Genomic DNA, 22,059 nt, shown 5'->3' with positions numbered 1-22,059 from the left:
TCTGGATTGGACGCCCCTAAACATGGTACTCTCATAAGTACAGGAGGAGCACCATGAGCAAGGTCAAGTTCACCCCAGAGCAGCAACAGATGCTGCGAGAAAACCCTTATACCATCCATGTGACTGCTGATGTACTCTCGATTTCCAAAGAGTTCAAGGAAATTTTCTATATAGCAAGGAACACGGCATCCGAAATTTATAACGATTTACTTACTTTTTATTACAATTTCTTCCCATACCCCAAAATTTTGTGCGTTATTCAACAGCTGTTCGAATAAGTCGTCGAAAAGATCTTGACAAGGAGTGTATTATAGAAGAAACAGGCAATTTTATGAAGGGAGGAACAGCATGGAAAGATTGGAACAACATGATGCTCTCCGTCGGGGAAGCGCGAGACTTCACAGGATTGACTGGGAAAAGATCGGATCTCAGATTCGGAAATACAGGAGGAGGGAGCATCTTCGACAGCGGGATCTCGCCGCAAGGATCTCTTCGACGACCAATACCATCTCCCGCCTAGAGGGCGGAGGAATCGGATGCAGTCTGGAATGTCTCCTGGAAATCTGCAATGCTCTGTCGGTTTCTCCGGATGCACTCCTTTTTGGGAATTTCTCTCCGGAGTCCAGTTCCTTTCATGATTATTTCATGAATATGAAGGAATTGATTTGCCAGCAGGTTCAGGAAAATATCGAGCACATCTTTTTGCAGGTTCACAGGGGCGGCGATTCCGCAGACCGGAAGAGGGGGCCAGGGAAGCGCCCCGTCCGGTTTATGGACCCGGCTCTGCAAAAAAAGCAAAAGCCCAGACCTATGGGAGAAGCGGAGCCGGATGGAGAAAATGAGCCGTGATTGAGCAGTGATGCTTTTTGGAGGTTCCGGTAATGGAGCTGTGATATGGGGAGGGGAAAGCTAGGGGAGAAGCGAAGGGTGAATGTTTACACCACCTTTCCATAATGAATCTGCGGCCGATAGAGAGGGCATAGGAGGATTGATGCCCCCGCAGCGGAGCATGATGAGTGATGAGACAGCAGAGACTGCGGCCTTTCTGCCCGGCGAAGATGCCGGATTTATTACTGGAACCGATCTGCGTATAGCTGCCGCAGCGATCCGCATGGAAATATACAGGCTTTATATTATGGAACAGGGAATCTTGGCTTTATGAGCGGGATTTCCTGTTCTTTTTTGGAGAAGGGAAATTCTTATCCGTATAATGGTTCCGTAAATTAAGACACATCTTAAGACGGTTTTTAATGAATCTGATATGCTTGAAACATACCACACATGGAGGATTCATTTATGTCCCGTACAAGAAAAAACTTTTCAGCAAAATTCAAGTCTGACCTCGTTCTCGAAGTCCTGAAGGGCGAGAAAGAACTGAATGTCATCGCCACTGAGAACGGCATCCAGCCGAATCTTCTCAGGAATTGGAAGAAGGAGTTCTTAGAGAAGGCTTCCGTGGTCTTCGATGATTCCCGTGAGGAAAACATCAAGGAGAAGCTCAGCGAAGAGCGCAAGGAGAAAGCAGCCTGTGCCAGGAAGGTCGGTCAGCTCACCATGCAGGTGGACTGGCTCAAAAAAAAATCTGAAGAAATGCTTGGACCTGACTACGAGAGTAAATTTAGTCCGAAGCCTCCGTTCGAAGACTGACAAGCCTGAGATTCCGGTCAGCGTGGCTGCAGATCTCTGTGGTATCAACCGAACCAGCATCTACTATGAAGCCAAGCCGGTATCCGATACTGAACTTGAGTGCAAGACCATTATGGATCACTTCCATACGGATAATCCCACCTGGGGAGCTCGTCAGATGTCCGCCCAACTGAAGTGCCGCGGATATCATATCGGGCGTAAGAAAGCCCGGAAGTGGATGACTGAGATGGCCATCGATCCGATCTATCCGAAGCCGAACTTCTCGACATGCCTGCAGCGTGCTGCCGTCGTTCCGTATCTGCTTCGTAACGCTGATATCACCCGCCCTAACCGGGCCTGGTCGATTGATATAACCTGCATCCCGCCGAAGCACAGCTTCCTGTACCTGACAGCTATCATTGACTGGTATAGCCGCTGCATCGTTGGCTGGGATCTGGATGATACACCGGACGCCACCTCTTGTATTGAAGCGTGTAAGAAAGCTTTCCTGGCGGCAAAACCGGAGATCCTGAATTCGGATCAAGGATGCCAGTTCACCGGCTAAGGCTACAAAGATTTTCTGAAGGCTAACAAGGTACGTCAGAGTATGGACGGCAAGAGCCGTTGGGCTGACAACATCAGGATCGAGCGGTGGTTCCGCTCTTTCAAGTATGAGGAAGCCTACCTGACAGAATGGCACAACATCAAGGAGGCCAGAGCTGCGATCAGGGAGTACATCCATACCTACAACTTCGAGCGCTGTCATTCGGCGATCGGGAATGTACCGCCTGCTTCTGTGTATTACCCGGCAATGCTTTACGAGGAAGCCGGGGATATCGCTTGAACATCAGTAACCCAGGGCGTCAATACTCTCATAACTATGGATATCAGTTCATTATAAAAATCTCAGATTTTTGTCTTGAAAGCTGAGCCATTATAGTTTTGTCGGACGGCGTCGGATCGGTGCCGTCCTTTTTTCTGGGATTCTTCGAAAAGGCCATTGACAATACGCATTAAAGGCGCATAAGATGGCTGTGAGGAGGGTGAGGATGAAGCAAAGAGATTTGATTAAAAAGTTAGAGTCGGCGGGCTTTCAGTCCAAAGAGCATGGACATGATCATGATAAGTATGTCAGAGGAAGCGATACGGAAGAAGTTCCGAGGCACAGAGAAGTGAATGAGCGGCTCGCAAGACACATTATCAAGAAATGGGGCTTATAAAAACCCCGACCCTTGCTTCATTTTGAGATCATAGGAGGAGATGGCAAATGGCTGAAACGAATATAGTTTATCCGGTTATTATCAAAAAAGACGGGGATACCTATTTGGTTTATGTTCCTGATTTTGATGGAATGACAGAGGGGACTTCTCTTGCTAATGCAATCGAAATGGCAAGGGATTATATCGGGCTTGCATGCCTTGAATTTGATGACCGGAAGGAAGCATTGCCGAAAATGTCGACAGCGGAACAAGCAAAGATGTTGGCAAAAGAAAAGGCAGATGATGAAGAGTTTGCTTTTTCAGACGGAGAGGTGACATATGTTGACCTGAATTTGCCTAAGTACAAGGCTCAAGTTCGCAATCAATCCGTAAAGAAAAATTGCACCCTTCCGCAGTGGCTTTCCGAAGAAGCCGAAGAAGCCGGAATCAATTTTTCGAAAGTGCTGCAAGACGGACTGATTGCGATTCTTGGATCAAGAGCATAAGCGAGATACTTAACTGTGACGACCAAGCTGCAGCTGGGAGGGGGATCCGGCGGGGATCTTATCTGCTTTCTAAAAATTGCCTGGAGCATATCCGGGATATAGCTGGCAGGAGGACAAGGAAAAGGTCCTTAAGCGGCTTATGTCGGGATGCTGAGTAGTTTTCCAAATCAAAGGGAATTATTGCTTGACAGAGGAACGGCAGCAAGGGTATTTTCAGGGAAAAGAAATTTTGTGGAATTCGGGGCGTTTATAGGACGAAGTCCGATAGAGAGCGAGTACACTGATTTCGTGACAAGATTCGTGACAAGATTTTTGTGATAAATGTGGCGTATGCTATGCCGGAGGCTGAAAAGCATGAAAAAAGCAAGGAAAGAAGCCATTCCCGGCGGATTTCCTTGCTTTTTTATGGATGGACCTGACGGGAGTCGAACCCGACATTAAACGGATAAGATCCGCATAAAATATAGGCTTTTTCAATCCCGTGTTGCATTTTGTGTTGCATAAGTACTCAGACGCGACTGGAACATGTCCGCCATTTCCCTTTTTACCTTGTCCTTTTCGGAATCAATCAGAGTCTGATAGTTTCGTTTCATAACATCAGATCCCGCTTCCCAGCCACCGTAGGCCTCGACGTATCGGTCCCCGAATCCGGCCAGCATGGACGCGCCAAAATGCCGCAGGTCGTGGAAGCGGAAATGCGGCAGCCCCGAATCCGCCAGCGCTCTCTGAAAGCGCCCGGACAGTCTGTCGGGGGTGATCGTGATTATTCGCCCGCTGTGCGGCTCAGGGAGCGCCAGGATGGCGCCGAGAACGAAGGGCGGTAAAAGTATCGTCCGATAGCTGGAATAGGTCTTTGGGGCCTTCAGGACCCATTCTCTGCTGTCGGACAGGACATAGGCTTTTCGGATACTGAGACGGTCCCCCTCAAGATCATCATATTCCAGAGCGCAGATCTCCCCCCGGCGCATTGCACCTATGGACCCCAGGAGGATCGCGCAGCGAAGCATAAGATCTCCTGTGCTGTGATACAGTGTCATGATATCATCCAAGGACGGGCAGTAGAGTTCCAGGCGCTTTTTCGCCGGGAGAGTGATCCGGAGGCGGAAATCTGGAAGAAAGAAGGAGAGAGCAGCCGTCAAAAGTCCGGCGGCATTTCGCACGGTCTTCGGGGAGAGACCATCCTTTGACAAGCTGGAGATCCAAAGCTGGATATCTGTATTCTTCAGCTGACGAAGATCCTTTTCTCCGAAGGATCCGGAAAAATACATCCTGTGACAGCCCCGGTACCCGCGCACCGTGGAGGGGGATAAGACAGGAGCCTTCAGATCGATATAGTGGTCGACGGCCACTCGCACTGTTATCGCTTCCTTTAGCTGCCGGCGATGCTCCCTCCAGTCATTGGCCTGGGCCTCAGCCTCCGCTCTCGTTGGAGCGGTAAAGGACTGATAGTGCCGTTTCCCGGCATCGTCGGTATAGTCATAGACCTGCACGCGGAAATTGCCTGATGCAAGTTGCCCTTTTCTTCTTCTCGCCATGACTGTCCTCTTAATCTAAGATTTCCCCGAAAAGTCAGAGAAAATCTCAGCGGTTAATACATACCTTATTCGGACTTTGTAGATTCTGTAGATTCCGATCGCAGGATATCAAGAGTCTCGTTGTACTCCCTTGCTACCGGAATCTTTGTAAACTTCGCTGTCCCACTATAGTGCGTTTTTACGAGTTGTTCTATTTCATCGAGATTAACCCTGAAGAACTCTTTTCGCGGATTAACGCGGTTGACTCTGCTTTTATCAAAAGCCTGGTGAAGAGTTGTTTCTAGCGCCGGTGCATCCTCAGAGAAGATCATTGCGTGGACATCAAAAACGAAAGGAACAGATGCACTGCTTAATTCATCGATACGATCCATCGGTTCTAAGCGTCTTGTCATGCCAATCTTGTAGATATTCTCTCCGAAGGAGCCAATATTGGAGATAATATAAACGTAGCCCGCTCTGGCATTGGCCTCTCTTGCTTGTACAGTTTCTTTCTTCTTTTCAAGCTCCGCGATTTTTTGTTCAAGCTCTCTGATTTGGTCAATGTATAGCTGCTTTTCTATAGTGTTTTCCGTCTTTTGCAAATAAGCCGTCAACCTTGTCATTTCTTTTGAGAACTGCGCCTGATCCTTTTCGAGTTTTGCCTTTTCTCTCTCAATCTCCCGTCGTTCTTTTTCTTCCTCCACCATTTGAGCGCGGATGTCTTTTTGTATCTGTCGTTCCTCTTCTCTCTTAAGCTCATAAGTGTATACAAGATTCAGCTCTTCCAATTTGATGTCAAGTAAGTCTTTGCTTATGGCCATATTATCCACAGTGAAAATGCGGTTGAGTGTTTCAAAAGACTTTGTGATTTTGTTCCGCATCGAATCGATATTTCCGGTGCTGACAGAAAGCAAGATATTATCGCACTCCGCATTAAAGCATCTTATAATCTGGCTCGCATTATCTCTCCGATCCCTTTTTGCTCCGTTGAGATTGGCCGAAACAGCTTTACCATCTTTGATACAATCTTTTTCTTTGAGCTTCAGCATGGAGAGCTTATTTTTGCATTCCTCTGACGACAAACCGCTATAGTCAGAAAAATTGTATTGGTCACAAACGACCTCTCTATTCAAGGCGTTTCGGGTTTCAGTCAACTCTTTTACCTCGGTACTCAATCTATCGATGACTTCCTGTACCTTCGCCTGCTCAGAAGCTGCTTGATTTTGCATGAATGATATCTTTCCCTGCATGAATGACATCCTTCTGTCCAGCTCATCGATAGAGCCGTACTTCTCAAATCTCTTCTTGTCATCGAAATGCTGCATAATCAAAAGCACAATTCCCACCGGAAGCGGAATCGCCAAAAACCATAGGAAGAAGCAAATGGCGATAAAATAAGTTTTCAGATACCACTTTCGCTCTTTCATAAATCATATCCCCCCTTTGAAATTTTATAACGTTGTTCTTACTCCCACGACTTCATCGATGGGCTGCAGGAGTCCTCCGCCAAAATAGGATTCATTCGATCCGTTGGGAACACTGTTTGGAACAACTTGTACGTATGCATCCGTTATCACGCCTCCTTTGTATGCGTCCTTTGTTCTATCTCCTGGACGGATTTTCCATCACGGGTATCTAAATCATGATTATGGATGTGTTTCTTCGCGTGAAGATAGGACTCCCGATTTTTCTCACGGCTCATCCTGGAATTAAGAAGCACGGTATAGCTCCCATCATCATTCATTCGAACCATTTCCGACACACCCGTTGTCTCAAAATCCACCAGATAGATATAGACATCCGGGTCTTCATCGTGATCTTCAATCAGCATCTTCGCTTCCTCTTTCTTTTGCCAAAAGGGCCTTTAACACGTTTGTTGCGGTAGCAAGGTCCTCAGAACTTGCATTCCTTGCAGCATCAAACAAAACGCGAAGCTCTTTGTTATCATAGATTTCTTGTGCGACTTTAGCCGTCTCAGGATCGGTATAATAGGCAGTTGTATGCGTGCCGTCCCTCTGATCTTTTAACAAATCTTCCCTTGCCACTTTAAAGAAGGCACAGATCCGATCTATTTTATCCATTCTAGGAGTGTTATACCCCTTCGCCCAGTTATTTACCGTCGTATTGCTGACTTTAAGATATTTGGCCAATTCAAGCTGCGTTTTTCCGTGGAGGGATAGCAAGCGATTTAAATTAGACGTGAAAATCTTTTGTATATTCTCTGGCATCGTTTAATACCTCCCCTTCTGTTCTGCAATAGGAGTATAAAATATAGAGTTGATTTATTCAATACCAAAGGTAAAAAAAATCAACTTTTTGCTTGACGTCAAGTTTAAGTTGATATACAATACACTTGTCGCATAGGAGCGCGGGAAAGGAGGAGAAGGATTTGAATGGGAATGCACTAAAGATCAGTCTGGCAGCGGCGAGAGTCAATGCCAAGCTGACGCAATCGGATGTTGCCCGGAAATTGGGGAAAACCAAGCAGACGATAGTGAACTGGGAAAACGGAAGAACAGTCATTGATACGGCAAATTTTACGCTTTTGAGTGAAATCTACGGAATCCCTCAGGACAATATTTTTTTGCCCAATCAATCAAGTTAAGGTTTATTTACCGCCCCGCAGTAGAACAGGGTGAACGCCACAAGCACGAAGCATAAACAGGAGGGTACACCACCGTGATGATCGAAGAATTTGAAGCCCGCACCGGCATCTATCCCAGCATTGAGACCTACCGGGTGATCGAGGAACACTACTACCAGTTCGATGGAAACAAAGACGACTTCTGCAAAGCCTTTAAGGAGAACCACGACGGCATTGCCCAGAGGATCCAGCGCGACGCTAACAACAGGAGCCAGAGGAGGATGCGAGACTTCCAGGCTGACAGAAGCGAGAAGGAGAAAGAAGTCAAGGATCTGAAGGAAGAAGTCGAGAGACTGAAGAAGGCTCTGGACCATGAGCTAGAATGGCATCCCTACGAGATGTCCGGGAACGTCAAGCAGGCCGACTACGAACACCTGAGGAATACCGACGACACGAGGATCATGTCAGACACCGAAGCGAAGGATCTGCTCTATGACTGGTGGCGAAGTGGAACGTCTGCCGCTCTACAACGCCACCGACTGGAACTACATCCGCTTCGACTGCGGCGCGATGAGCTACGAGCTCTGCAATGACCAGATCGTTCTATTTGCAGACTAGGGGAAACAAGGAGAGAACATGAACACGGAGTACAACGCAGTAGTGAACTTCCGGTCTGAGATGGCCGGCCTCAAGGCGTTGCTCGGCTGGACAAATGAGGATCTCGCGCGGTGGCTTGGCTGCAGAGCCTCCACCGTAAGCGAGCTGTACCGAGATCCGCGGAAGGCTACAGGAATGTACATTCTGAAGATCCATCAGCGCTTCCGGGAGGAACGCGCAAAGCAGTTCCAAGAGCTCTTGTAGGACTTAATTGAACCAAGCATTGATTTAGTTGAACCAAGCTTAAACCAAGCGTTGACTTAGTTGAACTAAACGTTGACTAGGAAGGAGGGGAAAGGAATGAAGCTGTACAAATATTACACCTTACGGAGGCCGCCGGCACCGGGGGCCATACCCATGGAGGGGATTTTCCATGTCAGGGATTTTAACGGGTGCAAGCTATGCAAGAGGATCATGAACACAGCTTGGGGCCTGGCGCTTTACACCAGACGCCTGGAACCGGAAGAGATCCGGCAGTATGAGCTCGCCTATGGTGGAAAAGTGGAGGAGGCAAGATGAAGCTTACGGAACTGCAGATCCCCGATCTGAAGACAATGGCTGCGGGAAGGAGGGCTGCGGAGACGGCCAGAGAGCTCCGGGAGCTGAAGAGGAAGACCTCTCTCCTCGTATCGGCCCTGAGGGCCGTCGTCGAAGATAGAAACGCTGCATTAAGCAGAGTGATCCTCTGGAGATGGATCGCGGCTCTGGAGTGCATCGCGATCTTGGCGCTTACTGTGTTGCGGATCATCTAATAAAAATAGAACGTACAGCTTACTTTCGCGAGGAGCTGTACGTTCAAGAGGTACATATCAGATGTGCCTCCATTATACAAAAAAAGGAGGAAAAAAGAAATGGAAAAATTGGTGCTTAAGAAGCAGAAGTATCGCAACAACGATAACATGTGTCGTGTGCGAGTCTCGGGGTCTGTTTATCAGCAGATGGAGGATCTGGCAGAAAAGACAAACATGTCTGTCACTGATGTTGCCACCAGGCTTTTTGATTTTGCGATAAAGCACACGGAGGTAGAGGAGTAAGCATGAGCATTAAGATCAACAAGCTGGAGATTGAGAATGTAAAGCGTGTAAAGGCAGTCAAGCTCGAACCGTCTGCTTCCGGTCTTACGATCATCGGCGGGAAGAATAACCAGGGGAAAACCTCCGTTCTGGATGCCATCGCCTGGACGTTGGGCGGCAACAACTTTCGCCCCTCCAAGGCGACGAGGGAAGGGTCTGTCATTCCTCCCTGCCTTTCCATCACCATGAGCAACGGACTTTTAGTGGAACGGAAGGGAAAGAATGCGGACCTGAAGATCACAGATCCTTCCGGACAGAAGGCAGGGCAACAGCTGCTGGATTCCTTCGTGGAAAAGCTTGCTCTGGATCTTCCCAGGTTTATGAGAGCAAACGATGCAGAGAAAGCAAACACGCTGCTGAATATCATCGGAGTGGGAGAGAAGCTGCATGCACTGGAGCAGCAGGAAAAGGAACTGTATAATGAGCGACTTGCGATCGGCAGGATTGCCGATCAGAAGAAAAAGTTCGCCGATGAGCAGAAGTACTTCCCGGATGCCCCGAAGGAACTGGTCAGTCCATCAGAGCTGATCCGCCAGCAGCAGGAGATTCTCGCCAGGAATGGAGAGAACCAGAGAAAGCGCGACAGGCTGAATGAAATCACTCATGAAAAACACAGAATATCAGATGAAATTCAGAGACTGGAAGCACAGTTGGCTGATCTCAAAGAAAAGGTGGAAGAGCGGAAAACAGCCTACGAGTTAGTGGCAGCAGATGAGGAAAGCGCCAGAAAGACTGTTTCGGAGCTTGTGGATGAATCCACAGAAAAGCTGGAAAAGAATCTGGCGGAAGTCGAGGAGATTAACCGAAAGGTGCGGGCCAATCTCGATAAGGACAAGGCAGAGGACGATGCCCGGGAATATGCCTCTCAGTATTCCGCTATGACAGTAAAAATAGAGGAAGTGAGAAAAGAAAAGGCTGCGCTTTTAAGCCAGGCGGATCTTCCGCTTCCGGAGCTTCGCGTGGAGGATGGGAAGCTTCTTTATAAAGGACAGCAGTGGGATAACATGTCCGGCTCCGATCAGCTGAAGGTGGCGACTGCCATCGTGCGAAAACTGAATCCTCAGTGCGGATTTGTGCTGATCGATAAGCTGGAGCAGATGGATCTGGAAACGCTCAAAGAGTTTGGCGTATGGCTGGAGCAGGAAGGGCTGCAGGTGATTGCGACTCGCGTCAGCACAGGAGAAGAGTGCTCCATTATTATCTCTAACGGATACGGAGGCATGAATACACCGTCTCCAAGCAAAACATGGAAGAAGGGAGAATTTTAATCAATGGATATTATCAGAGGGAAAATTCAGAAAGCCACGAAGACTGTGATTTACGGCCCGGAAGGAATCGGAAAATCGACGCTTGCTTCCCGGTTTCCGGATCCTGTGTTCATCGATACGGAGGGGTCTACCGGTCGAATGGACGTCGCAAGGTTTCCTGCGCCCACAAGCTGGGCCATGTTGCTGCAGGAGGTACAGGAGGTTATCCGAAATCCTTCTCTTTGCAGGACTCTTATCATCGATACGGCGGATTGGGCGGAAAAGCTCTGCACGGAAGCGCTCTGTGCGGAACGGAATGTATCCGGGATCGAAGACTTCGGCTACGGGAAGGGATACACATACCTCAAAGAGAGCTTTGGAAAGCTTCTGAATCTCCTTTCTGAAGTGATCGATAAGGGCGTAAACGTTGTGATAACTGCGCACGCCATTATGCGGAAGTTCGAACAGCCGGACGAGATGGGCGCCTATGATCGTTGGGAACTGAAGCTTTCCAAGCAGTGCGCACCTTTGATAAAGGAATGGGCGGACATGATCCTGTTTTGCAACTATAAGACGATAGTTGTAAACGTGGACAATAAGGGCGCGCAGAAGGGGACGAACAAAGCACAGGGCGGAAAGCGCGTTATGTATACCGCGCATCATCCCTGCTGGGATGCTAAGAACAGAGACGGCCTCCCGGAAGAGCTGCCTATGGATTACGAATCGATCCGGCATGTGATCGAGGCATCGGCTGTAAATACGGAAAAAGCACATCCCGTAGATGATCTGAAAAAAGAGGCCCTTCCTGTATCGGAAAAGCATGAGCCGGAAACTATGACGGCCCCGAAAGAGCCAGAGCAAATAAGCTTTACGGATATGGCAGAACCGAAGCTGGAATCGCAGGGAGAAATGTTGGACAAAAAAGAGAAGGAGGAAATACCGCCAGGCAATGAAGTATCCCCGTATTTTTCGGATCCGGAACGGATTCCCAAAGCTCTCCGGGATCTGATGGAGGCGAATAACGTTTCAGAATGGAATATCCAGGATGCTGTGGCAGGAAAGGGATACTACCCGGAAGGAACATTGATCCAAGATATGGATCCTGCATTTGTGCAGGGGGTACTGGTAGGCGCGTGGGATCAGGTCTTCGCCATGATTCAGGAAATCCAGAAGAATCAGGGAATACCATTTGAATAAAGAGGAGGAGATGGAACATGAATAACGCAATGGAAAAGGCTCTGAACTGGGATGATGAGATCTCAAAGGAAAGTGAATTCGAACTGCTTCCCGCGGGAGAATACAGTTTCACAGTGGAATCTCTGGAGCGTGGCCGTTTTGATGGTTCTGACAAGATGTCGGCATGTCCTAAGGCGGATCTTACGCTGATCTTGAAGACGACGGATGGAAAAGAAGCAAAGGTTTTCGATACCCTTTACCTTCACAGCAAGGCGGAATGGAGGCTTTCTCAGTTTTTTACCGCGATCGGAATCAAGAAGAAGGGTGAGCCGCTCCGCATGAACTGGGGACAGGTTCCCGGATCGACGGGAAGGCTTAAGATTTCCGTCAACAAGTATAAGTCTAAGGATGGGGAGGATCGAGAAAACAATCGTGTAGAACGCTATCTTCCCTATGAGCAGAAGGCATTCACTGCAGGGAAGTTTTAATGAAGCGCGTAGAACTAAGACCATATCAGGAGGAAGCCAGAAGAGCTGTGGAAGACTGCTGGATAAACGGCACGAAGCGAACACTTCTGGTTCTTCCTACCGGATGCGGAAAGACGATTGTCTTTGCAAAGATCACAGAAGATATGGTCAGGAAAGGGAAGCGAGTCCTGATCCTTGCACACCGAGGAGAACTCCTGCAGCAGGCAGCGGATAAGATTCGGAAAACGACAGGTTTGGTTTGCTCTGTGGAAAAGGCAGAGCAAACCTGCCTTGGAAGCTGGTATAACGTCACGGTCGGATCTGTCCAGTCTCTTCAAAGAGAATCGAGGCTTGAGAAATTCCGAAAAGATTACTTTACCAACATCATCATCGATGAAGCACATCATGCAATATCGGATGGGTATCAGCGGGTGCTCAAACACTTCGAAGAAGCGAATGTGCTCGGAGTGACAGCAACTCCCGATCGGGGAGACATGCGAAATCTCGGAGAATACTTTGACTCTCTGGCCTATGAGTACACGCTTCCGAAAGCGATCAAAGAAGGATACCTGTCGCCGATCAAAGCGCTGACTATCCCTTTAAAATTGGACATTTCTAAAGTAGGAGTGCAGGCGGGAGATTATGCAGCAGGAGAGATTGATACCGCATTGGATCCCTATCTGGAACAGATCGCCGCAGAAATGCAGAAATACTGTGCAGCGCGTAAAACTGTAGTCTTTCTTCCGCTGATCAAGACCAGCCAGAAATTTACAGGGATTCTGAACAGGATCGGCTTTCATGCGGCGGAGGTAAATGGGACCAGCGATGATCGAGAGGAAATTCTGAAGGACTTCGATGAAGGAAAATATAACGTGCTATGTAACTCTATGCTCCTGACAGAGGGATGGGATTGTCCTTCCGTTGACTGCGTGATTATACTTCGCCCCACTAAGGTAAGAAGCCTATACAGTCAAATGGTAGGACGAGGAACCAGACTTTATCCTCAGAAGAAAGAATTACTGCTCATCGATTTTCTGTGGCTCACAGAGAAACATGAGCTTTGCCATCCGGCTCATTTAATCTGTGAAGATAAGGAAGTTGCGGATAAGCTGACAGAGAATCTTGAAAAGGACCCCGGAACAGGAATGGACCTTCAAGAAGCAGAACAAAAAGCCTCGGAGGATGTCGTCGCCCAGAGAGAGGAAGCTCTCGCAAAGCAGCTGGAAGAAATGAAGCGCCGGAAGAAAAAGCTGGTAGATCCCTTGCAGTTCGAGCTCTCCATACAGGCAGAAGATCTGTCCGGATATGTGCCTTCTTTCGGATGGGAGGCGGCACCTGCATCCCAAAAGCAGCTGGACGCTCTGGAAAAACTGGGAATCTGTCCGGATGAAATCGAGAATGCGGGGAAAGCGAAAAAGCTTCTCGACAGGCTGGATACAAGAAAAAGTGCGGGACTCACTACCCCTAAGCAGATTCGTTTCTTAGAAGGAAGAGGATTCCAACACGTGGGAACGTGGGATTTTACCAGCGCAAAAAAGATGATCGATCGAATTGCTGCTAATGGATGGCATGTTCCGCATAATGTGAATCCTAAAACCTGGAAGCCGACTAAAGAGGATATGCCATGACACAATTTGATTTAACAGCACTTCTTGGCTACATTGATCCGTCTACCCTTGATTACCAGGAATGGATCAATGTAGGAATGGCTCTGAAGCAGGAAGGGCATACCGCCTCTGAATGGGATCAATGGAGCCGAGCCGATGCCCGCTATAAGCCTGGGGAGTGTTTTAAGAAGTGGATGACCTTTCGCAATGAAAACGGAGGTGCTCCCGTTACGGGAGGGACAATCGTTGAATATGCTAAAAGAGGCGGTTTTACATTGCCTCAGAGGGGAGGAGAAACGGAAGACTATGCGCTTTCCTGGGACGATACGATAGAAAAAGATGATCTTACTATCGTAGACAGCGCATGGCTTGAGGAAAGAGAAATTGAAGAACCAAAAGAGGAAGCGTGGAAGCCGGTGCAGGAAATTATCACATACCTGCAGACGTTGTTTCAGAGCACGGAAAATGTCGGCTATGTGACAGAGGTCTATAAAAATGAGGATCGGCTCAGCCCCAAAAAGGGAAATTGGGACCGTACAGCGGGTCAACTCATAGAAGAGCTTCGAAAATACAACGATGTTGGTGCAGTATTTGGAGACCCGAATCCGGAAGCCGGAGCATGGATCCGTTTTAATCCACTGGACGGAAACGGAATCAGGAATGAAAACGTGACGGATTACCGTTATGCCCTCGTGGAATCGGATACGGTATCCATCGGAAAACAGAATGCAATTATGCGCGAGCTGGAATTTCCGATCGCCTGTATGGTGTTTTCCGGGAAAAAGTCAGTACATGCCATCGTGAAGATAGAAGCCCCTGATTATCAGGAATACAAAAAGCGGGTGGAATATCTCTACAAGGTCTGTGAAAAAAATGGACTGAAGGTAGATACACAAAATAAGAATCCATCCCGCCTCTCCAGAATGCCGGGCATTATCCGAAATGGTCACAAACAATTTCTGATAGGAACCAATCTGGGAAAAGCAAGCTGGTCAGAATGGTTTGAATGGATCGAGGGTGTCAATGACGATTTGCCGGATCCGGAAGAACTTACAGAGATCTGGAATGATCTTCCGCCACTCGCCGACTGTCTAATTCAGGACGTGCTGCGGGAAGGGCATAAGATGCTGCTTGCGGGACCGTCTAAGGCCGGTAAGTCCTTTGCCCTGATAGAACTTACGATTGCCATCGCTGAAGGGCGTAAATGGCTGGGATTTTCATGCCAGAGGGGACGGGTATTGTATGTCAATCTGGAGCTTGACAGGGCCTCCTGTCTGCATCGATTCAAGGATGTATATACAGCGCTGGGATGGGATCCGAATAATTTAAGAAACATCGATATCTGGAACCTGAGAGGCAAAGCTGTGCCGATGGACAAACTCGCTCCTAAGCTGATCCGAAGGGCAGAAAAAAAGAACTACACTGCAATCATTATCGATCCGATTTACAAGGTGATCACCGGCGATGAGAACAGCGCAGACCAGATGGCAAACTTCTGCAATCAGTTCGACAAGATATGCACAGAGCTTCGGGCGGCCGTAATTTACTGCCATCATCATTCAAAGGGAGCGCAAGGCGGAAAGAAATCGATGGACCGTGCTTCCGGATCGGGAGTATTTGCCAGAGATCCTGACGCTTTGCTGGATCTAACGGAGATCGAGCTTCCGGAGGCATTAAAAAAACATGAGGATGGAAAAGCAAGGATCCGAGGAATAGAAAGAGCACTGAATGCCTTTCTTCCGGGATGGGAACAGGATATCGGGCAGGATGACCGCCTGAGCCCATCTGCAATGCTGGATTACGCCGCCTCTAAGCTCACGCTGCCACAGACCGATGTGATGAACCAATACGAAGCAGAAGAGCAGGAAAAGGCAGCACATCGTACTGCATGGCGGATAGAGGGTACGCTCCGGGAGTTTGCTTCCTTTAAGCCGCTAAATCTGTGGTTTGATTATCCGATCCACAGAGAAGATGAAAGCGGAGCGCTGGCAGATATTCAGATTGAAGATGCGGATCCCTGGATAAGACGCAAGAAAGCCTTTGCGGAAGATCAGAAGGATAAGGGAAAAGAAACGTATCAAATGTATCTGGAAACTCTTGAAGAACTTTTTAAAGATGCTGATGAGGTATCTGTTGAGGACCTCGCGGAAGCGGTCGGAAAGTCAAAAGAAACGATCCGTAAAGACTTTTGCGGAGGAAAAAACAAGGGGAAATATAATCCGCGCTACAAGAAAAAGTTCAAAGAGGATGGATATTTTTATGATCAAGGAGTTATCAAGAGGGTGGACAACTCGGCGGACAACGAGAATTAGAGTTGTCCAGTTAAGCCGAAAACATCGCGGACAACTTTGCGGACAACGTAAAACATCGTTGTCCGTTGTCCGCGGACAACCCGGTGGACAACGTAAATTTAGTTGTCCGCGAAAGCCCGGACAACTTTGCGGACAACGTAAAACATCGTTGTCCGTTGTCCGCGGACAACCCGGTGGACAACGTAAATTTAGTTGTCCGCGAAAGCCCGGACAACTTTGCGGACAAAAGGAATTTCTCGTTGTCCGTTGTCCGCGGACAACTTCGCGGACAAATATACCTAAAGGTATTATATATGTCCACCCTGTCGTGTGTACACACTCTACGGACAAGGGGCGATGGGGTGCGCCCCCTTGTTCCGTAACCGGTGTACACAACGACGACAACCGCGCGAGAGAAAAAGAAAGAAGAATTTTACACTTTAAAGCAATAAAGGAGGAGGGCGATGCAGATTAAATTTTTTATGCCGATGATCCCGCCGACTGTGACGCATCAGGAACACAAGGTTATGGTCCGGAAGGGAAAGCCGTATTTCTACGAACCGGCAGAACTGAAAGCGGCGAGGAGCAAGTTGCTTACCTCCGTCGGGAAGCATAATCCGGAAGTTCCGCTTAAGGGTCCGATCAGGCTGGTTACGAAATGGATCTGGGAGAAAGACGGGCAGGGATTTGAGTATAAGACCACGAAGCCGGATACCGATAACCTGATCAAGCTGCTGAAGGACTGTATGACGAAGGTAGGCTTCTGGGAAGACGATGCACAAGTGGCGTCGGAGATCACGGAAAAATTTTACGGCGATATTCCCGGGATCTTCGTTCAGGTGGAAACGCTATGACAAACGACAAAGTTGCGATGCCGGATGATAAGCTCCGAAAATTCCTAAACGTGCTCCTCAACGTCTGGTTTTTGAAGTGGAAGCGCAAGAAAAAAATGACAGACGCAGATTGGGGATCATGCATCGAGGAATTGGACAGGATTATCTCACAGGGAGAACAGTATCCCGTTGTAGATGCCTTGAGCATGGCCTTACTCCACGAACTGGATTTGAGGAATCATAACGACTGAGGAGAGGAAACGGAAAAGATTGATGAGACAGAATGGACAGAGATATCGAAAATTCGCAAGGGAAGGCACTTAGGATCGATCCTAAGGCCATGAGGGTAGGAATTTATGTATGAAGATTTAAAATGTGAAATAAAGCGCTTACATGAGAGCCCTAATGAGAGGCAGAGGGCCATGCGGGAGTACGACGAGAAGTGCCAGCATCTCCAGAAGCACTTTTGGGATGACTGGGAGAGGACCACAGCGGAACTTGCGCAGAAGCTCCCGGCGAAGGGGATCCCCATTGTAGTAGCAAGATGAGCGAGGCTTGGGAGGACGAAGAAGATGAGCATAATGAATGAGCAGGAAAAGAAAAATCGTGAGGAACTTTTTGAACTCATGCAGGAATATCAGGGGTTGCCCATTGTGCCGATGGTGGATAGCGAGGTTGTGGCTGACAACTGCTATATGTGGTGGTTGGCCCATTGGGGCAACGCGAGGATTGACGCATACCTGATTGTCGACGAGAGGGTGTACATCAAAAGCCTTGATGACGAGTATGACGTACTGGCAGCGGTTCATGGATGGGAAAAGTACGAGGAAATGACTGACGAGGAAGCATATAGGGCGTGCAAAGAGCTGCCGTGGATTGAGGCCATTATAGTGCATATCACGATGTAGGGACGCTGCAGACAAAGAATGCAAAAGAGTTGAAACGATTATGAGGGACATATTCCAGTGCTGCGGAACATGCAAATATCATGAGCATGAAAGTGTTGACGACGGCTGGGTCTGTGTGAACGCGCAAAGCTGTTACTGCACAGACTGGACGGAATATGACGATGTATGCGAAGACTGGGAAGCACGAGAATAAGCTTTTGGCATGGGAGAGGAAAAGGAATGAATCACCTGTCACTTTTTAGCGGAATTGGCGGTCTGGATCTTGCTGCGGAATGGGCCGGAATCAAGACAGTAGGGCAGTGCGAGCTTGCCGATTACCCGTATTCCGTGCTGGAGAAGCATTGGCCGGATGTCCCGAAATGGCGGGATATCCGGGACCTTACGAAGGAAAGCTTTTATGAAAGAACAGGTTTACGAACAGTTGACATTATTTCCGGAGGATTTCCATGCCAGCCGTTCTCTTTTGCCGGGAAGCGAAGAGGCGAGAAGGATGACCGCTTCCTCTGGCCGGAAATGTTTCGAATCATTCGGGAGCTCCGGCCGGATTGGATCGTTGGAGAAAACGTTGCTGGGATCGTCAATATGGCACTCTCCGATATTCTTTCTGCATTGGAAGGCGAGGGATATCGGTGCAGGGCGTTTATTATTCCAGCTCTTGCGGTCGGCGCATGGCACGAGCGGAAAAGAGTCGCGATTATCGGATGCCGGGAGGGTGGCGTTTCCGACGCCGCGGGCCTCAGACAGCAAAGGGGCGCCTGTTCGGCGGGAGAGCATCGAGAAGGCGGCAAAGACAGGGAAGCTGTCGAGTGTAGTGCTGCTTCCGACGGTCACGACGGGAGCGGGACTTTGCGTAGGAAGTGGGAATTTCCAGAAGCTGAAGGATCTTGCGGAGAAGGGAGTATTGACAGAAGAGGAGAGAAAAAATCTGTCAAAGGGGAACGGCGGCCAGCTGAATCCGGAGTGGACGGAGTGGCTGATGGGCTTCCCCATAGGCTGGACAGAGATTTTCTCCTGAACCATTACTGGGATTTGGAACCGGAGATCCCGCGGATCATAGGGGGGATCCCGCATAGAGCAGATCGGATCAAATGCCTGGGGAATGCGGTAGTGCCGCAGCAGTTTTATCCGATCTTCAGGGGGATCATGGAAAATGGGGAAGAGAATAGAAGAGTGGATTGAGGAGTACAAGCATTCCTGCAAAGGGCAAATAACATTGCAGGAATGGCAAGCGGAAGAAAGGGAGACATGAAGAATAAGCAAGAAATGGAGTGGATTCCGTGCAATGAGAGGCTACCGGAGGAACGTGAATGGCTGGGAACGAAACGGTTTGGGACGAAAAAATCCGCTCCGGTTTTAGTGACGATGGAGTTGAAAGACGGGAGCAGGATCGTCACATATACCAGTTTCCAGAACGGGGAGATCATGGACAGCATATGCAAGTATTATGGCAAGAAGCCGCTTGCGTGGATGCCGCTTCCAGCCCCATACCCGGGGAAGACACAGTAAGCAGATGGGGGATATGTCGGCAGAAGCAAAAAGGGTAAGATGTCGGAAACCCCGACACTTTGTCTACAAAGGAGAAAAGAGTATGACGAGTATGACGAGAAAAGAGCTTGATACTTGCCGCGAGGGGCATGACAAAATCCGCATCCTGCAGCATATGATCTCCGAAATAGAAAGGGGAGAGCAAGGAGTAGTCGTGGACTGCGTGAAGGACTACAGGAGCGGATTTCCCCGTACTTTAGTCCTCCGCGGAATAAATCGGGTCGAACTGGACAAGTGCAAAAAAGAGATCAGCCGGATCCAGAAAATCCAAAAAGGGGTAGAGAACTGGATCATGGATATCAACGATGTACTGACAAGAAATGTCTTTGCAATGTACTACCTGAAAGGGTTAAGCTGGAGAAAGATAAGCAGCAGTTTGAGGGCAAATAGCCCGGACTACTACAGGATCCGGATAAGGGATAAGTATTTGTTGGAAAAAGGGATAAAATAGGGCTGAACAGAGAATCCAAAAGGAAAAAGGGTAAAAATGGCAAGGTAATCAAAAAAGGGGCTATGCAATTAAGCATAACCCCTTCTTTTTTATCGATCCAATATATAGGACTCGATAATAGCTGACATGGATTTCCCGCTTTCTGCGGCCATGTTCTTTAGCTTCTCATGTGCCGCTTTGGATATCCGGATATTTAGGTTTGTCCTTTCGTTTCCGGGATCCCCAAAAATTTCTTCAAATTCTTCCGGAATATTCTGCTTCGCCCATCCCTTAGCTTCAGATAGGGATAAGGGCCGGATAAGAGATCCCCGCCCCCATGCGTGCGCGCCCTGAGGGATGGCGTATCTTGTCCGCGGTCCGCCTTCCCCGTGCAAAAAATATTCCCCTGTTTTTTTACGGTACAGGGTTTCCCGGATCTCATCCGGTCCAGATCCGCGCACAATCCCAGAGATTTTTTTAGCGGTGCTGGTATCATATCTTGCCCCGCTGATTGTCTTTATCATCTTATACCTCCTCTATAGCTATAAGGGGGCATAACAAACCGTTATGCCCCCCCTGCCCTCTCTCCCGGGGATGAAATCAGAATCTCTCAAAATTTCCAATCGCTTCGGAGCGGTTCTTTTCCCACTCCTCCGCCTCTGCTGTAGTCATGGGGCGGATACTCTGTCCGTATCCTCTCCAGTTTTCACCGCGGGGCTCTCCGTAAATAGTGTTAGGGCCGCCCATGCAGTGGAGGAAAAACTCCCCGCCGCGCTTCTGATGGAGAGTCTCGATAACTTCCGTAAACTCCCCAATGTCATTGGAAAACTCTGCTACGGCCTTAGCCGTATCGGAATCGTACTTCCTGCCGTTGATGGTCTTCTTCATAATAAGGTTCCTTTCTCCCGTCGTAACCTCCGTGGCGGGTTTCTTTTGTTCCGTTTTCCTTATTGCAAGTACATCATACATCGACTTTGCGCAAACGTCAAGCGATTTAGACTAAAAATGTTGTACAAAGTCTGTGCTGTATTTTTGTGCAATAATCCAATCGCGAGGATCTCTGCTTGCCCGGCACGTTAGAGATATACAGATTAAGCAGGTATTGGGATCTCTCTGCCAATCCCTATATCTTAGCTTGCGCATTGCGTGACGATATCATCTGATAGCAGATCGGCCCCATCTGATCCAGATCCGGCGCGCCCTCTGTGCTATAGATCCGTATAGGTAAGATCTGCCGGAGGATCTCCAGCAAGGCAATATCAGCAGCGCAATAGATCTTGGCTGCTGGAGCCCCCGGTACACTCATAAGCTGCCATTACATAGAGAGATAGCCCTAGGGAGTCCTCAGGGGAGATCGTAAGCCCTGACAGTTCAGGCGCCCCCGGTGCAGGTGCGGACGCCCTCAGCATAGAGATCGTTTGCGCCCTTACATGGTAGAGACCCGATCACATCATAGATAATAAGGCGCACATTATACCGCGCCGACAGAGCTACATTGCTTATGAGTGCGGGGCAATCCCTCCGGCTGGATCCAGCGCCCTATGATTATTGCTGTCGTGTCCAGACGTCCCCGCTTGCGTTGGCTAAGGCTTGACTAAGTATTGGCTAGTCGTTGACTAAGGCTTGACTTGTAGTTGATCCAGTTGATCCGCAGTTGTGCCTGTAGTTGATCCGCAGTTGTGGCTAGTTGTGGCTAGTTGTTGACTAAGTCGGGATTAGGGTAAGGCCTGATTGCTACCAGGTGCGCGCCTTCAGCCCCCGCCTCCAGCGAGGAGGAGAGGCGTAAGGGATTCTTAAGATTTGATAGGGCTTGCTTGTTCGCTTTGTCCGCGATAGAATTAAAACTAGAAGTTTTGTCGGACGGCGCCGGATCGGGGCCGTCCCTTTTCTTCGAAAAAGCCTAAACAGAGAGATCGGGGGACCGGTCTCTTTTTGTGCGCGGAAAGGAGGTGAGCCCAAGTGACAGAAAAACAGAAGAAATTTGCGGATGAATACCTGATCGACCTGAATGCCACTCGGGCTTACCGTACCGCATACCCCGCAGTGAAGCGGGATGAGACGGCGGCGCAGTCGGGAAGCAGGCTGCTAAGGAATGTCAATGTTTCGGCCTACATCGCGAAGCAACTGGAGAAGCTGCACGACGAAAGGACCGCCGATGCGAAGGAGGTGTTGGAGTACCTCACCTCTGTTCTTCGCGGGGAGTCTTCCGCCGAGGTCGTCGTTGTGGAATGTATAGGGGAGGGCTGCTCTTCGGCAAAGAGGATGAAGAAAGCGCCCGACGAGAAGGAGCGGCTGAAGGCAGCGGAGCTTCTGGGAAAACGGTATGCCCTGTTCGGTGATCGCGTGCAGCTCTCCGTGGAGCCCGTCACGATTATGGATGACCTTAAGGAGTAGAA

Annotated in this window: 33 protein-coding genes; 27 read left to right on the top strand and 6 right to left on the bottom strand. The window is 48.9% G+C overall.

What is annotated here, in order from left to right:
• Positions 1 to 53: 53 nt before the first annotated feature.
• The 8 genes from GCWU000341_RS09620 (at position 54) to GCWU000341_RS09590 (ending at position 3,331) form a co-directional block, all read left to right on the top strand.
• Positions 54 to 278: an HTH domain-containing protein gene (locus GCWU000341_RS09620; protein WP_009215784.1), complete on the top strand. Its 225-nt coding sequence runs from the start codon at positions 54 to 56 to the stop codon at positions 276 to 278.
• Positions 279 to 348: 70 nt separating this feature from the next.
• On the top strand, positions 349 to 849 hold the full coding sequence (locus tag GCWU000341_RS09615; protein WP_009215783.1) for a helix-turn-helix domain-containing protein: 501 nt from the start codon (positions 349 to 351) through the stop codon (positions 847 to 849).
• A gap of 142 nt (positions 850 to 991) precedes the next feature.
• Positions 992 to 1,162 (top strand): 3-ketoacyl-ACP reductase, encoded by a 171-nt coding sequence (locus GCWU000341_RS13610; protein ID WP_155812815.1) that lies wholly within the window; start codon positions 992 to 994, stop codon positions 1,160 to 1,162.
• A 134-nt stretch (positions 1,163 to 1,296) separates the two neighbouring features.
• On the top strand, positions 1,297 to 1,647 hold the full coding sequence (locus tag GCWU000341_RS14010) for a transposase (protein WP_040653963.1): 351 nt from the start codon (positions 1,297 to 1,299) through the stop codon (positions 1,645 to 1,647).
• Positions 1,648 to 1,669: 22 nt separating this feature from the next.
• On the top strand, positions 1,670 to 2,191 hold the full coding sequence (locus tag GCWU000341_RS14005; protein ID WP_009215780.1) for a DDE-type integrase/transposase/recombinase: 522 nt from the start codon (positions 1,670 to 1,672) through the stop codon (positions 2,189 to 2,191).
• Positions 2,192 to 2,233: 42 nt separating this feature from the next.
• Positions 2,234 to 2,470, top strand: coding sequence for an integrase core domain-containing protein (locus tag GCWU000341_RS14000; protein WP_009215779.1), 237 nt, complete (start codon positions 2,234 to 2,236; stop codon positions 2,468 to 2,470).
• Positions 2,471 to 2,675: 205 nt separating this feature from the next.
• Entirely contained in the window at positions 2,676 to 2,846 is a 171-nt protein-coding gene (locus GCWU000341_RS09595; RefSeq protein WP_040653962.1) for a type II toxin-antitoxin system HicA family toxin, read from the top strand.
• Between the two features lie 47 nt (positions 2,847 to 2,893).
• Positions 2,894 to 3,331 carry a type II toxin-antitoxin system HicB family antitoxin gene (locus GCWU000341_RS09590; RefSeq protein WP_009215777.1) on the top strand — a complete coding sequence of 146 codons (438 nt, stop codon included), beginning with the start codon at positions 2,894 to 2,896 and terminating at the stop codon, positions 3,329 to 3,331.
• A gap of 473 nt (positions 3,332 to 3,804) precedes the next feature.
• Here GCWU000341_RS09590 and GCWU000341_RS09580 read toward each other — a convergent pair whose 3' ends face one another.
• From GCWU000341_RS09580 to GCWU000341_RS09565, 4 genes are all read right to left on the bottom strand, one after another.
• Positions 3,805 to 4,866 carry a site-specific integrase gene (locus tag GCWU000341_RS09580; RefSeq protein WP_009215775.1) on the bottom strand — a complete coding sequence of 354 codons (1,062 nt, stop codon included), beginning with the start codon at positions 4,864 to 4,866 and terminating at the stop codon, positions 3,805 to 3,807.
• A gap of 65 nt (positions 4,867 to 4,931) precedes the next feature.
• Positions 4,932 to 6,272 carry a DUF4041 domain-containing protein gene (locus tag GCWU000341_RS09575; protein WP_009215774.1) on the bottom strand — a complete coding sequence of 447 codons (1,341 nt, stop codon included), beginning with the start codon at positions 6,270 to 6,272 and terminating at the stop codon, positions 4,932 to 4,934.
• A gap of 146 nt (positions 6,273 to 6,418) precedes the next feature.
• Positions 6,419 to 6,676, bottom strand: coding sequence for a hypothetical protein (locus tag GCWU000341_RS09570; protein ID WP_009215773.1), 258 nt, complete (start codon positions 6,674 to 6,676; stop codon positions 6,419 to 6,421).
• Positions 6,666 to 7,073 (bottom strand): helix-turn-helix transcriptional regulator, encoded by a 408-nt coding sequence (locus GCWU000341_RS09565; RefSeq protein WP_009215772.1) that lies wholly within the window; start codon positions 7,071 to 7,073, stop codon positions 6,666 to 6,668. Before GCWU000341_RS09565 ends, GCWU000341_RS09570 begins: the two co-directional genes overlap by 11 nt.
• A 161-nt stretch (positions 7,074 to 7,234) precedes the next feature.
• On the opposite strand from GCWU000341_RS09565, the gene GCWU000341_RS09560 reads away from it, so the two are divergent.
• The 18 genes from GCWU000341_RS09560 to GCWU000341_RS09475 all read left to right on the top strand — a co-directional run bounded on the left by GCWU000341_RS09560 (position 7,235) and on the right by GCWU000341_RS09475 (position 19,684).
• Positions 7,235 to 7,450: a helix-turn-helix transcriptional regulator gene (locus tag GCWU000341_RS09560; protein WP_036599583.1), complete on the top strand. Its 216-nt coding sequence runs from the start codon at positions 7,235 to 7,237 to the stop codon at positions 7,448 to 7,450.
• 77 nt (positions 7,451 to 7,527) lie between these two features.
• Positions 7,528 to 8,022, top strand: a complete 495-nt coding sequence (locus GCWU000341_RS09555; protein WP_009215770.1) for a hypothetical protein — start codon at positions 7,528 to 7,530, stop codon at positions 8,020 to 8,022.
• A gap of 43 nt (positions 8,023 to 8,065) precedes the next feature.
• Positions 8,066 to 8,290, top strand: a complete 225-nt coding sequence (locus tag GCWU000341_RS09550; protein ID WP_009215769.1) for a hypothetical protein — start codon at positions 8,066 to 8,068, stop codon at positions 8,288 to 8,290.
• Positions 8,291 to 8,386: 96 nt separating this feature from the next.
• Positions 8,387 to 8,605: a hypothetical protein gene (locus tag GCWU000341_RS09545; protein ID WP_009215768.1), complete on the top strand. Its 219-nt coding sequence runs from the start codon at positions 8,387 to 8,389 to the stop codon at positions 8,603 to 8,605.
• Entirely contained in the window at positions 8,602 to 8,838 is a 237-nt protein-coding gene (locus tag GCWU000341_RS09540) for a hypothetical protein (protein WP_009215767.1), read from the top strand. Before GCWU000341_RS09545 ends, GCWU000341_RS09540 begins: the two co-directional genes overlap by 4 nt.
• A 99-nt stretch (positions 8,839 to 8,937) precedes the next feature.
• Entirely contained in the window at positions 8,938 to 9,120 is a 183-nt protein-coding gene (locus tag GCWU000341_RS09535; protein ID WP_009215766.1) for a hypothetical protein, read from the top strand.
• A gap of 2 nt (positions 9,121 to 9,122) precedes the next feature.
• Positions 9,123 to 10,427 carry an AAA family ATPase gene (locus tag GCWU000341_RS09530; protein ID WP_009215765.1) on the top strand — a complete coding sequence of 435 codons (1,305 nt, stop codon included), beginning with the start codon at positions 9,123 to 9,125 and terminating at the stop codon, positions 10,425 to 10,427.
• A gap of 3 nt (positions 10,428 to 10,430) precedes the next feature.
• Positions 10,431 to 11,603, top strand: a complete 1,173-nt coding sequence (locus tag GCWU000341_RS09525) for an ATP-binding protein (protein WP_009215764.1) — start codon at positions 10,431 to 10,433, stop codon at positions 11,601 to 11,603.
• 17 nt (positions 11,604 to 11,620) lie between these two features.
• Positions 11,621 to 12,070 carry a DUF669 domain-containing protein gene (locus GCWU000341_RS09520; RefSeq protein WP_009215763.1) on the top strand — a complete coding sequence of 150 codons (450 nt, stop codon included), beginning with the start codon at positions 11,621 to 11,623 and terminating at the stop codon, positions 12,068 to 12,070.
• Positions 12,070 to 13,677, top strand: a complete 1,608-nt coding sequence (locus GCWU000341_RS09515) for a DEAD/DEAH box helicase (protein WP_009215762.1) — start codon at positions 12,070 to 12,072, stop codon at positions 13,675 to 13,677. Before GCWU000341_RS09520 ends, GCWU000341_RS09515 begins: the two co-directional genes overlap by 1 nt.
• The gene (locus tag GCWU000341_RS09510) at positions 13,674 to 15,968 is read left to right on the top strand and encodes an AAA family ATPase (protein ID WP_009215761.1); all 2,295 of its coding nucleotides are present in this window, start codon (positions 13,674 to 13,676) and stop codon (positions 15,966 to 15,968) included. Before GCWU000341_RS09515 ends, GCWU000341_RS09510 begins: the two co-directional genes overlap by 4 nt.
• Positions 15,969 to 16,411: 443 nt before the next feature.
• A complete protein-coding gene (locus GCWU000341_RS09505; protein WP_009215760.1) occupies positions 16,412 to 16,801 on the top strand; it encodes a RusA family crossover junction endodeoxyribonuclease in 390 nt (129 codons plus the stop codon).
• Complete coding sequence (locus GCWU000341_RS09500; RefSeq protein ID WP_009215759.1) at positions 16,798 to 17,031, top strand: hypothetical protein; 234 nt, start codon at positions 16,798 to 16,800, stop codon at positions 17,029 to 17,031. Before GCWU000341_RS09505 ends, GCWU000341_RS09500 begins: the two co-directional genes overlap by 4 nt.
• A 105-nt stretch (positions 17,032 to 17,136) precedes the next feature.
• A complete protein-coding gene (locus tag GCWU000341_RS09495; protein ID WP_009215758.1) occupies positions 17,137 to 17,328 on the top strand; it encodes a hypothetical protein in 192 nt (63 codons plus the stop codon).
• Between the two features lie 24 nt (positions 17,329 to 17,352).
• The gene (locus tag GCWU000341_RS09490) at positions 17,353 to 17,688 is read left to right on the top strand and encodes a hypothetical protein (RefSeq protein WP_009215757.1); all 336 of its coding nucleotides are present in this window, start codon (positions 17,353 to 17,355) and stop codon (positions 17,686 to 17,688) included.
• Between the two features lie 219 nt (positions 17,689 to 17,907).
• The gene (locus GCWU000341_RS09485) at positions 17,908 to 18,867 is read left to right on the top strand and encodes a DNA cytosine methyltransferase (RefSeq protein WP_009215756.1); all 960 of its coding nucleotides are present in this window, start codon (positions 17,908 to 17,910) and stop codon (positions 18,865 to 18,867) included.
• Positions 18,868 to 18,933: 66 nt separating this feature from the next.
• Entirely contained in the window at positions 18,934 to 19,194 is a 261-nt protein-coding gene (locus GCWU000341_RS09480; RefSeq protein WP_040653959.1) for a DUF551 domain-containing protein, read from the top strand.
• Between the two features lie 82 nt (positions 19,195 to 19,276).
• A complete protein-coding gene (locus GCWU000341_RS09475) occupies positions 19,277 to 19,684 on the top strand; it encodes a hypothetical protein (RefSeq protein WP_040653958.1) in 408 nt (135 codons plus the stop codon).
• An 89-nt stretch (positions 19,685 to 19,773) separates the two neighbouring features.
• On the opposite strand, the gene GCWU000341_RS09470 is transcribed toward GCWU000341_RS09475, so the two are convergent.
• Both GCWU000341_RS09470 and GCWU000341_RS09465 read right to left on the bottom strand, forming a co-directional pair.
• Entirely contained in the window at positions 19,774 to 20,187 is a 414-nt protein-coding gene (locus GCWU000341_RS09470) for a ribbon-helix-helix protein, CopG family (protein ID WP_009215753.1), read from the bottom strand.
• 76 nt (positions 20,188 to 20,263) lie between these two features.
• The gene (locus tag GCWU000341_RS09465) at positions 20,264 to 20,632 is read right to left on the bottom strand and encodes a hypothetical protein (RefSeq protein ID WP_009215752.1); all 369 of its coding nucleotides are present in this window, start codon (positions 20,630 to 20,632) and stop codon (positions 20,264 to 20,266) included.
• Positions 20,633 to 21,622: 990 nt separating this feature from the next.
• Between GCWU000341_RS09465 and GCWU000341_RS09460 the strand changes: the two genes are divergently transcribed.
• A complete protein-coding gene (locus GCWU000341_RS09460; RefSeq protein WP_009215750.1) occupies positions 21,623 to 22,057 on the top strand; it encodes a terminase small subunit in 435 nt (144 codons plus the stop codon).
• Positions 22,058 to 22,059 lie beyond the last annotated feature (2 nt).

Source organism: Oribacterium sp. oral taxon 078 str. F0262 (genome assembly GCF_000160135.1).
GTDB lineage: Bacteria > Bacillota > Clostridia > Lachnospirales > Lachnospiraceae > Oribacterium.
This window is presented reverse-complemented; position numbering and strand designations above follow the sequence as displayed.

Bases quoted from the DNA above. Each gene is read 5' to 3' on its own strand.
- GCWU000341_RS09535 (WP_009215766.1), top strand. From the start codon at position 8,938: ATGGAAAAATTGGTGCTTAAGAAGCAGAAGTATCGCAACAACGATAAC.
- GCWU000341_RS09555 (WP_009215770.1), top strand. From the start codon at position 7,528: ATGATCGAAGAATTTGAAGCCCGCACCGGCATCTATCCCAGCATTGAG.
- GCWU000341_RS09510 (WP_009215761.1), top strand. From the start codon at position 13,674: ATGACACAATTTGATTTAACAGCACTTCTTGGCTACATTGATCCGTCT.
- GCWU000341_RS09465 (WP_009215752.1), bottom strand. From the start codon at position 20,632: ATGTATGATGTACTTGCAATAAGGAAAACGGAACAAAAGAAACCCGCC.
- GCWU000341_RS09470 (WP_009215753.1), bottom strand. From the start codon at position 20,187: ATGATAAAGACAATCAGCGGGGCAAGATATGATACCAGCACCGCTAAA.
- GCWU000341_RS09565 (WP_009215772.1), bottom strand. From the start codon at position 7,073: ATGCCAGAGAATATACAAAAGATTTTCACGTCTAATTTAAATCGCTTG.
- GCWU000341_RS13610 (WP_155812815.1), top strand. From the start codon at position 992: ATGCCCCCGCAGCGGAGCATGATGAGTGATGAGACAGCAGAGACTGCG.
- GCWU000341_RS09480 (WP_040653959.1), top strand. From the start codon at position 18,934: ATGAAGAATAAGCAAGAAATGGAGTGGATTCCGTGCAATGAGAGGCTA.
- GCWU000341_RS09540 (WP_009215767.1), top strand. From the start codon at position 8,602: ATGAAGCTTACGGAACTGCAGATCCCCGATCTGAAGACAATGGCTGCG.
- GCWU000341_RS09485 (WP_009215756.1), top strand. From the start codon at position 17,908: ATGAATCACCTGTCACTTTTTAGCGGAATTGGCGGTCTGGATCTTGCT.
- GCWU000341_RS09515 (WP_009215762.1), top strand. From the start codon at position 12,070: ATGAAGCGCGTAGAACTAAGACCATATCAGGAGGAAGCCAGAAGAGCT.
- GCWU000341_RS09570 (WP_009215773.1), bottom strand. From the start codon at position 6,676: ATGCTGATTGAAGATCACGATGAAGACCCGGATGTCTATATCTATCTG.
- GCWU000341_RS09520 (WP_009215763.1), top strand. From the start codon at position 11,621: ATGAATAACGCAATGGAAAAGGCTCTGAACTGGGATGATGAGATCTCA.
- GCWU000341_RS09500 (WP_009215759.1), top strand. From the start codon at position 16,798: ATGACAAACGACAAAGTTGCGATGCCGGATGATAAGCTCCGAAAATTC.
- GCWU000341_RS09550 (WP_009215769.1), top strand. From the start codon at position 8,066: ATGAACACGGAGTACAACGCAGTAGTGAACTTCCGGTCTGAGATGGCC.
- GCWU000341_RS09595 (WP_040653962.1), top strand. From the start codon at position 2,676: ATGAAGCAAAGAGATTTGATTAAAAAGTTAGAGTCGGCGGGCTTTCAG.
- GCWU000341_RS09580 (WP_009215775.1), bottom strand. From the start codon at position 4,866: ATGGCGAGAAGAAGAAAAGGGCAACTTGCATCAGGCAATTTCCGCGTG.
- GCWU000341_RS09495 (WP_009215758.1), top strand. From the start codon at position 17,137: ATGTATGAAGATTTAAAATGTGAAATAAAGCGCTTACATGAGAGCCCT.
- GCWU000341_RS09620 (WP_009215784.1), top strand. From the start codon at position 54: ATGAGCAAGGTCAAGTTCACCCCAGAGCAGCAACAGATGCTGCGAGAA.
- GCWU000341_RS14010 (WP_040653963.1), top strand. From the start codon at position 1,297: ATGTCCCGTACAAGAAAAAACTTTTCAGCAAAATTCAAGTCTGACCTC.
- GCWU000341_RS09490 (WP_009215757.1), top strand. From the start codon at position 17,353: ATGAGCATAATGAATGAGCAGGAAAAGAAAAATCGTGAGGAACTTTTT.
- GCWU000341_RS09615 (WP_009215783.1), top strand. From the start codon at position 349: ATGGAAAGATTGGAACAACATGATGCTCTCCGTCGGGGAAGCGCGAGA.
- GCWU000341_RS09545 (WP_009215768.1), top strand. From the start codon at position 8,387: ATGAAGCTGTACAAATATTACACCTTACGGAGGCCGCCGGCACCGGGG.
- GCWU000341_RS09505 (WP_009215760.1), top strand. From the start codon at position 16,412: ATGCAGATTAAATTTTTTATGCCGATGATCCCGCCGACTGTGACGCAT.
- GCWU000341_RS09590 (WP_009215777.1), top strand. From the start codon at position 2,894: ATGGCTGAAACGAATATAGTTTATCCGGTTATTATCAAAAAAGACGGG.
- GCWU000341_RS09475 (WP_040653958.1), top strand. From the start codon at position 19,277: ATGACGAGTATGACGAGAAAAGAGCTTGATACTTGCCGCGAGGGGCAT.
- GCWU000341_RS14000 (WP_009215779.1), top strand. From the start codon at position 2,234: ATGGACGGCAAGAGCCGTTGGGCTGACAACATCAGGATCGAGCGGTGG.
- GCWU000341_RS09530 (WP_009215765.1), top strand. From the start codon at position 9,123: ATGAGCATTAAGATCAACAAGCTGGAGATTGAGAATGTAAAGCGTGTA.
- GCWU000341_RS09575 (WP_009215774.1), bottom strand. From the start codon at position 6,272: ATGAAAGAGCGAAAGTGGTATCTGAAAACTTATTTTATCGCCATTTGC.
- GCWU000341_RS09525 (WP_009215764.1), top strand. From the start codon at position 10,431: ATGGATATTATCAGAGGGAAAATTCAGAAAGCCACGAAGACTGTGATT.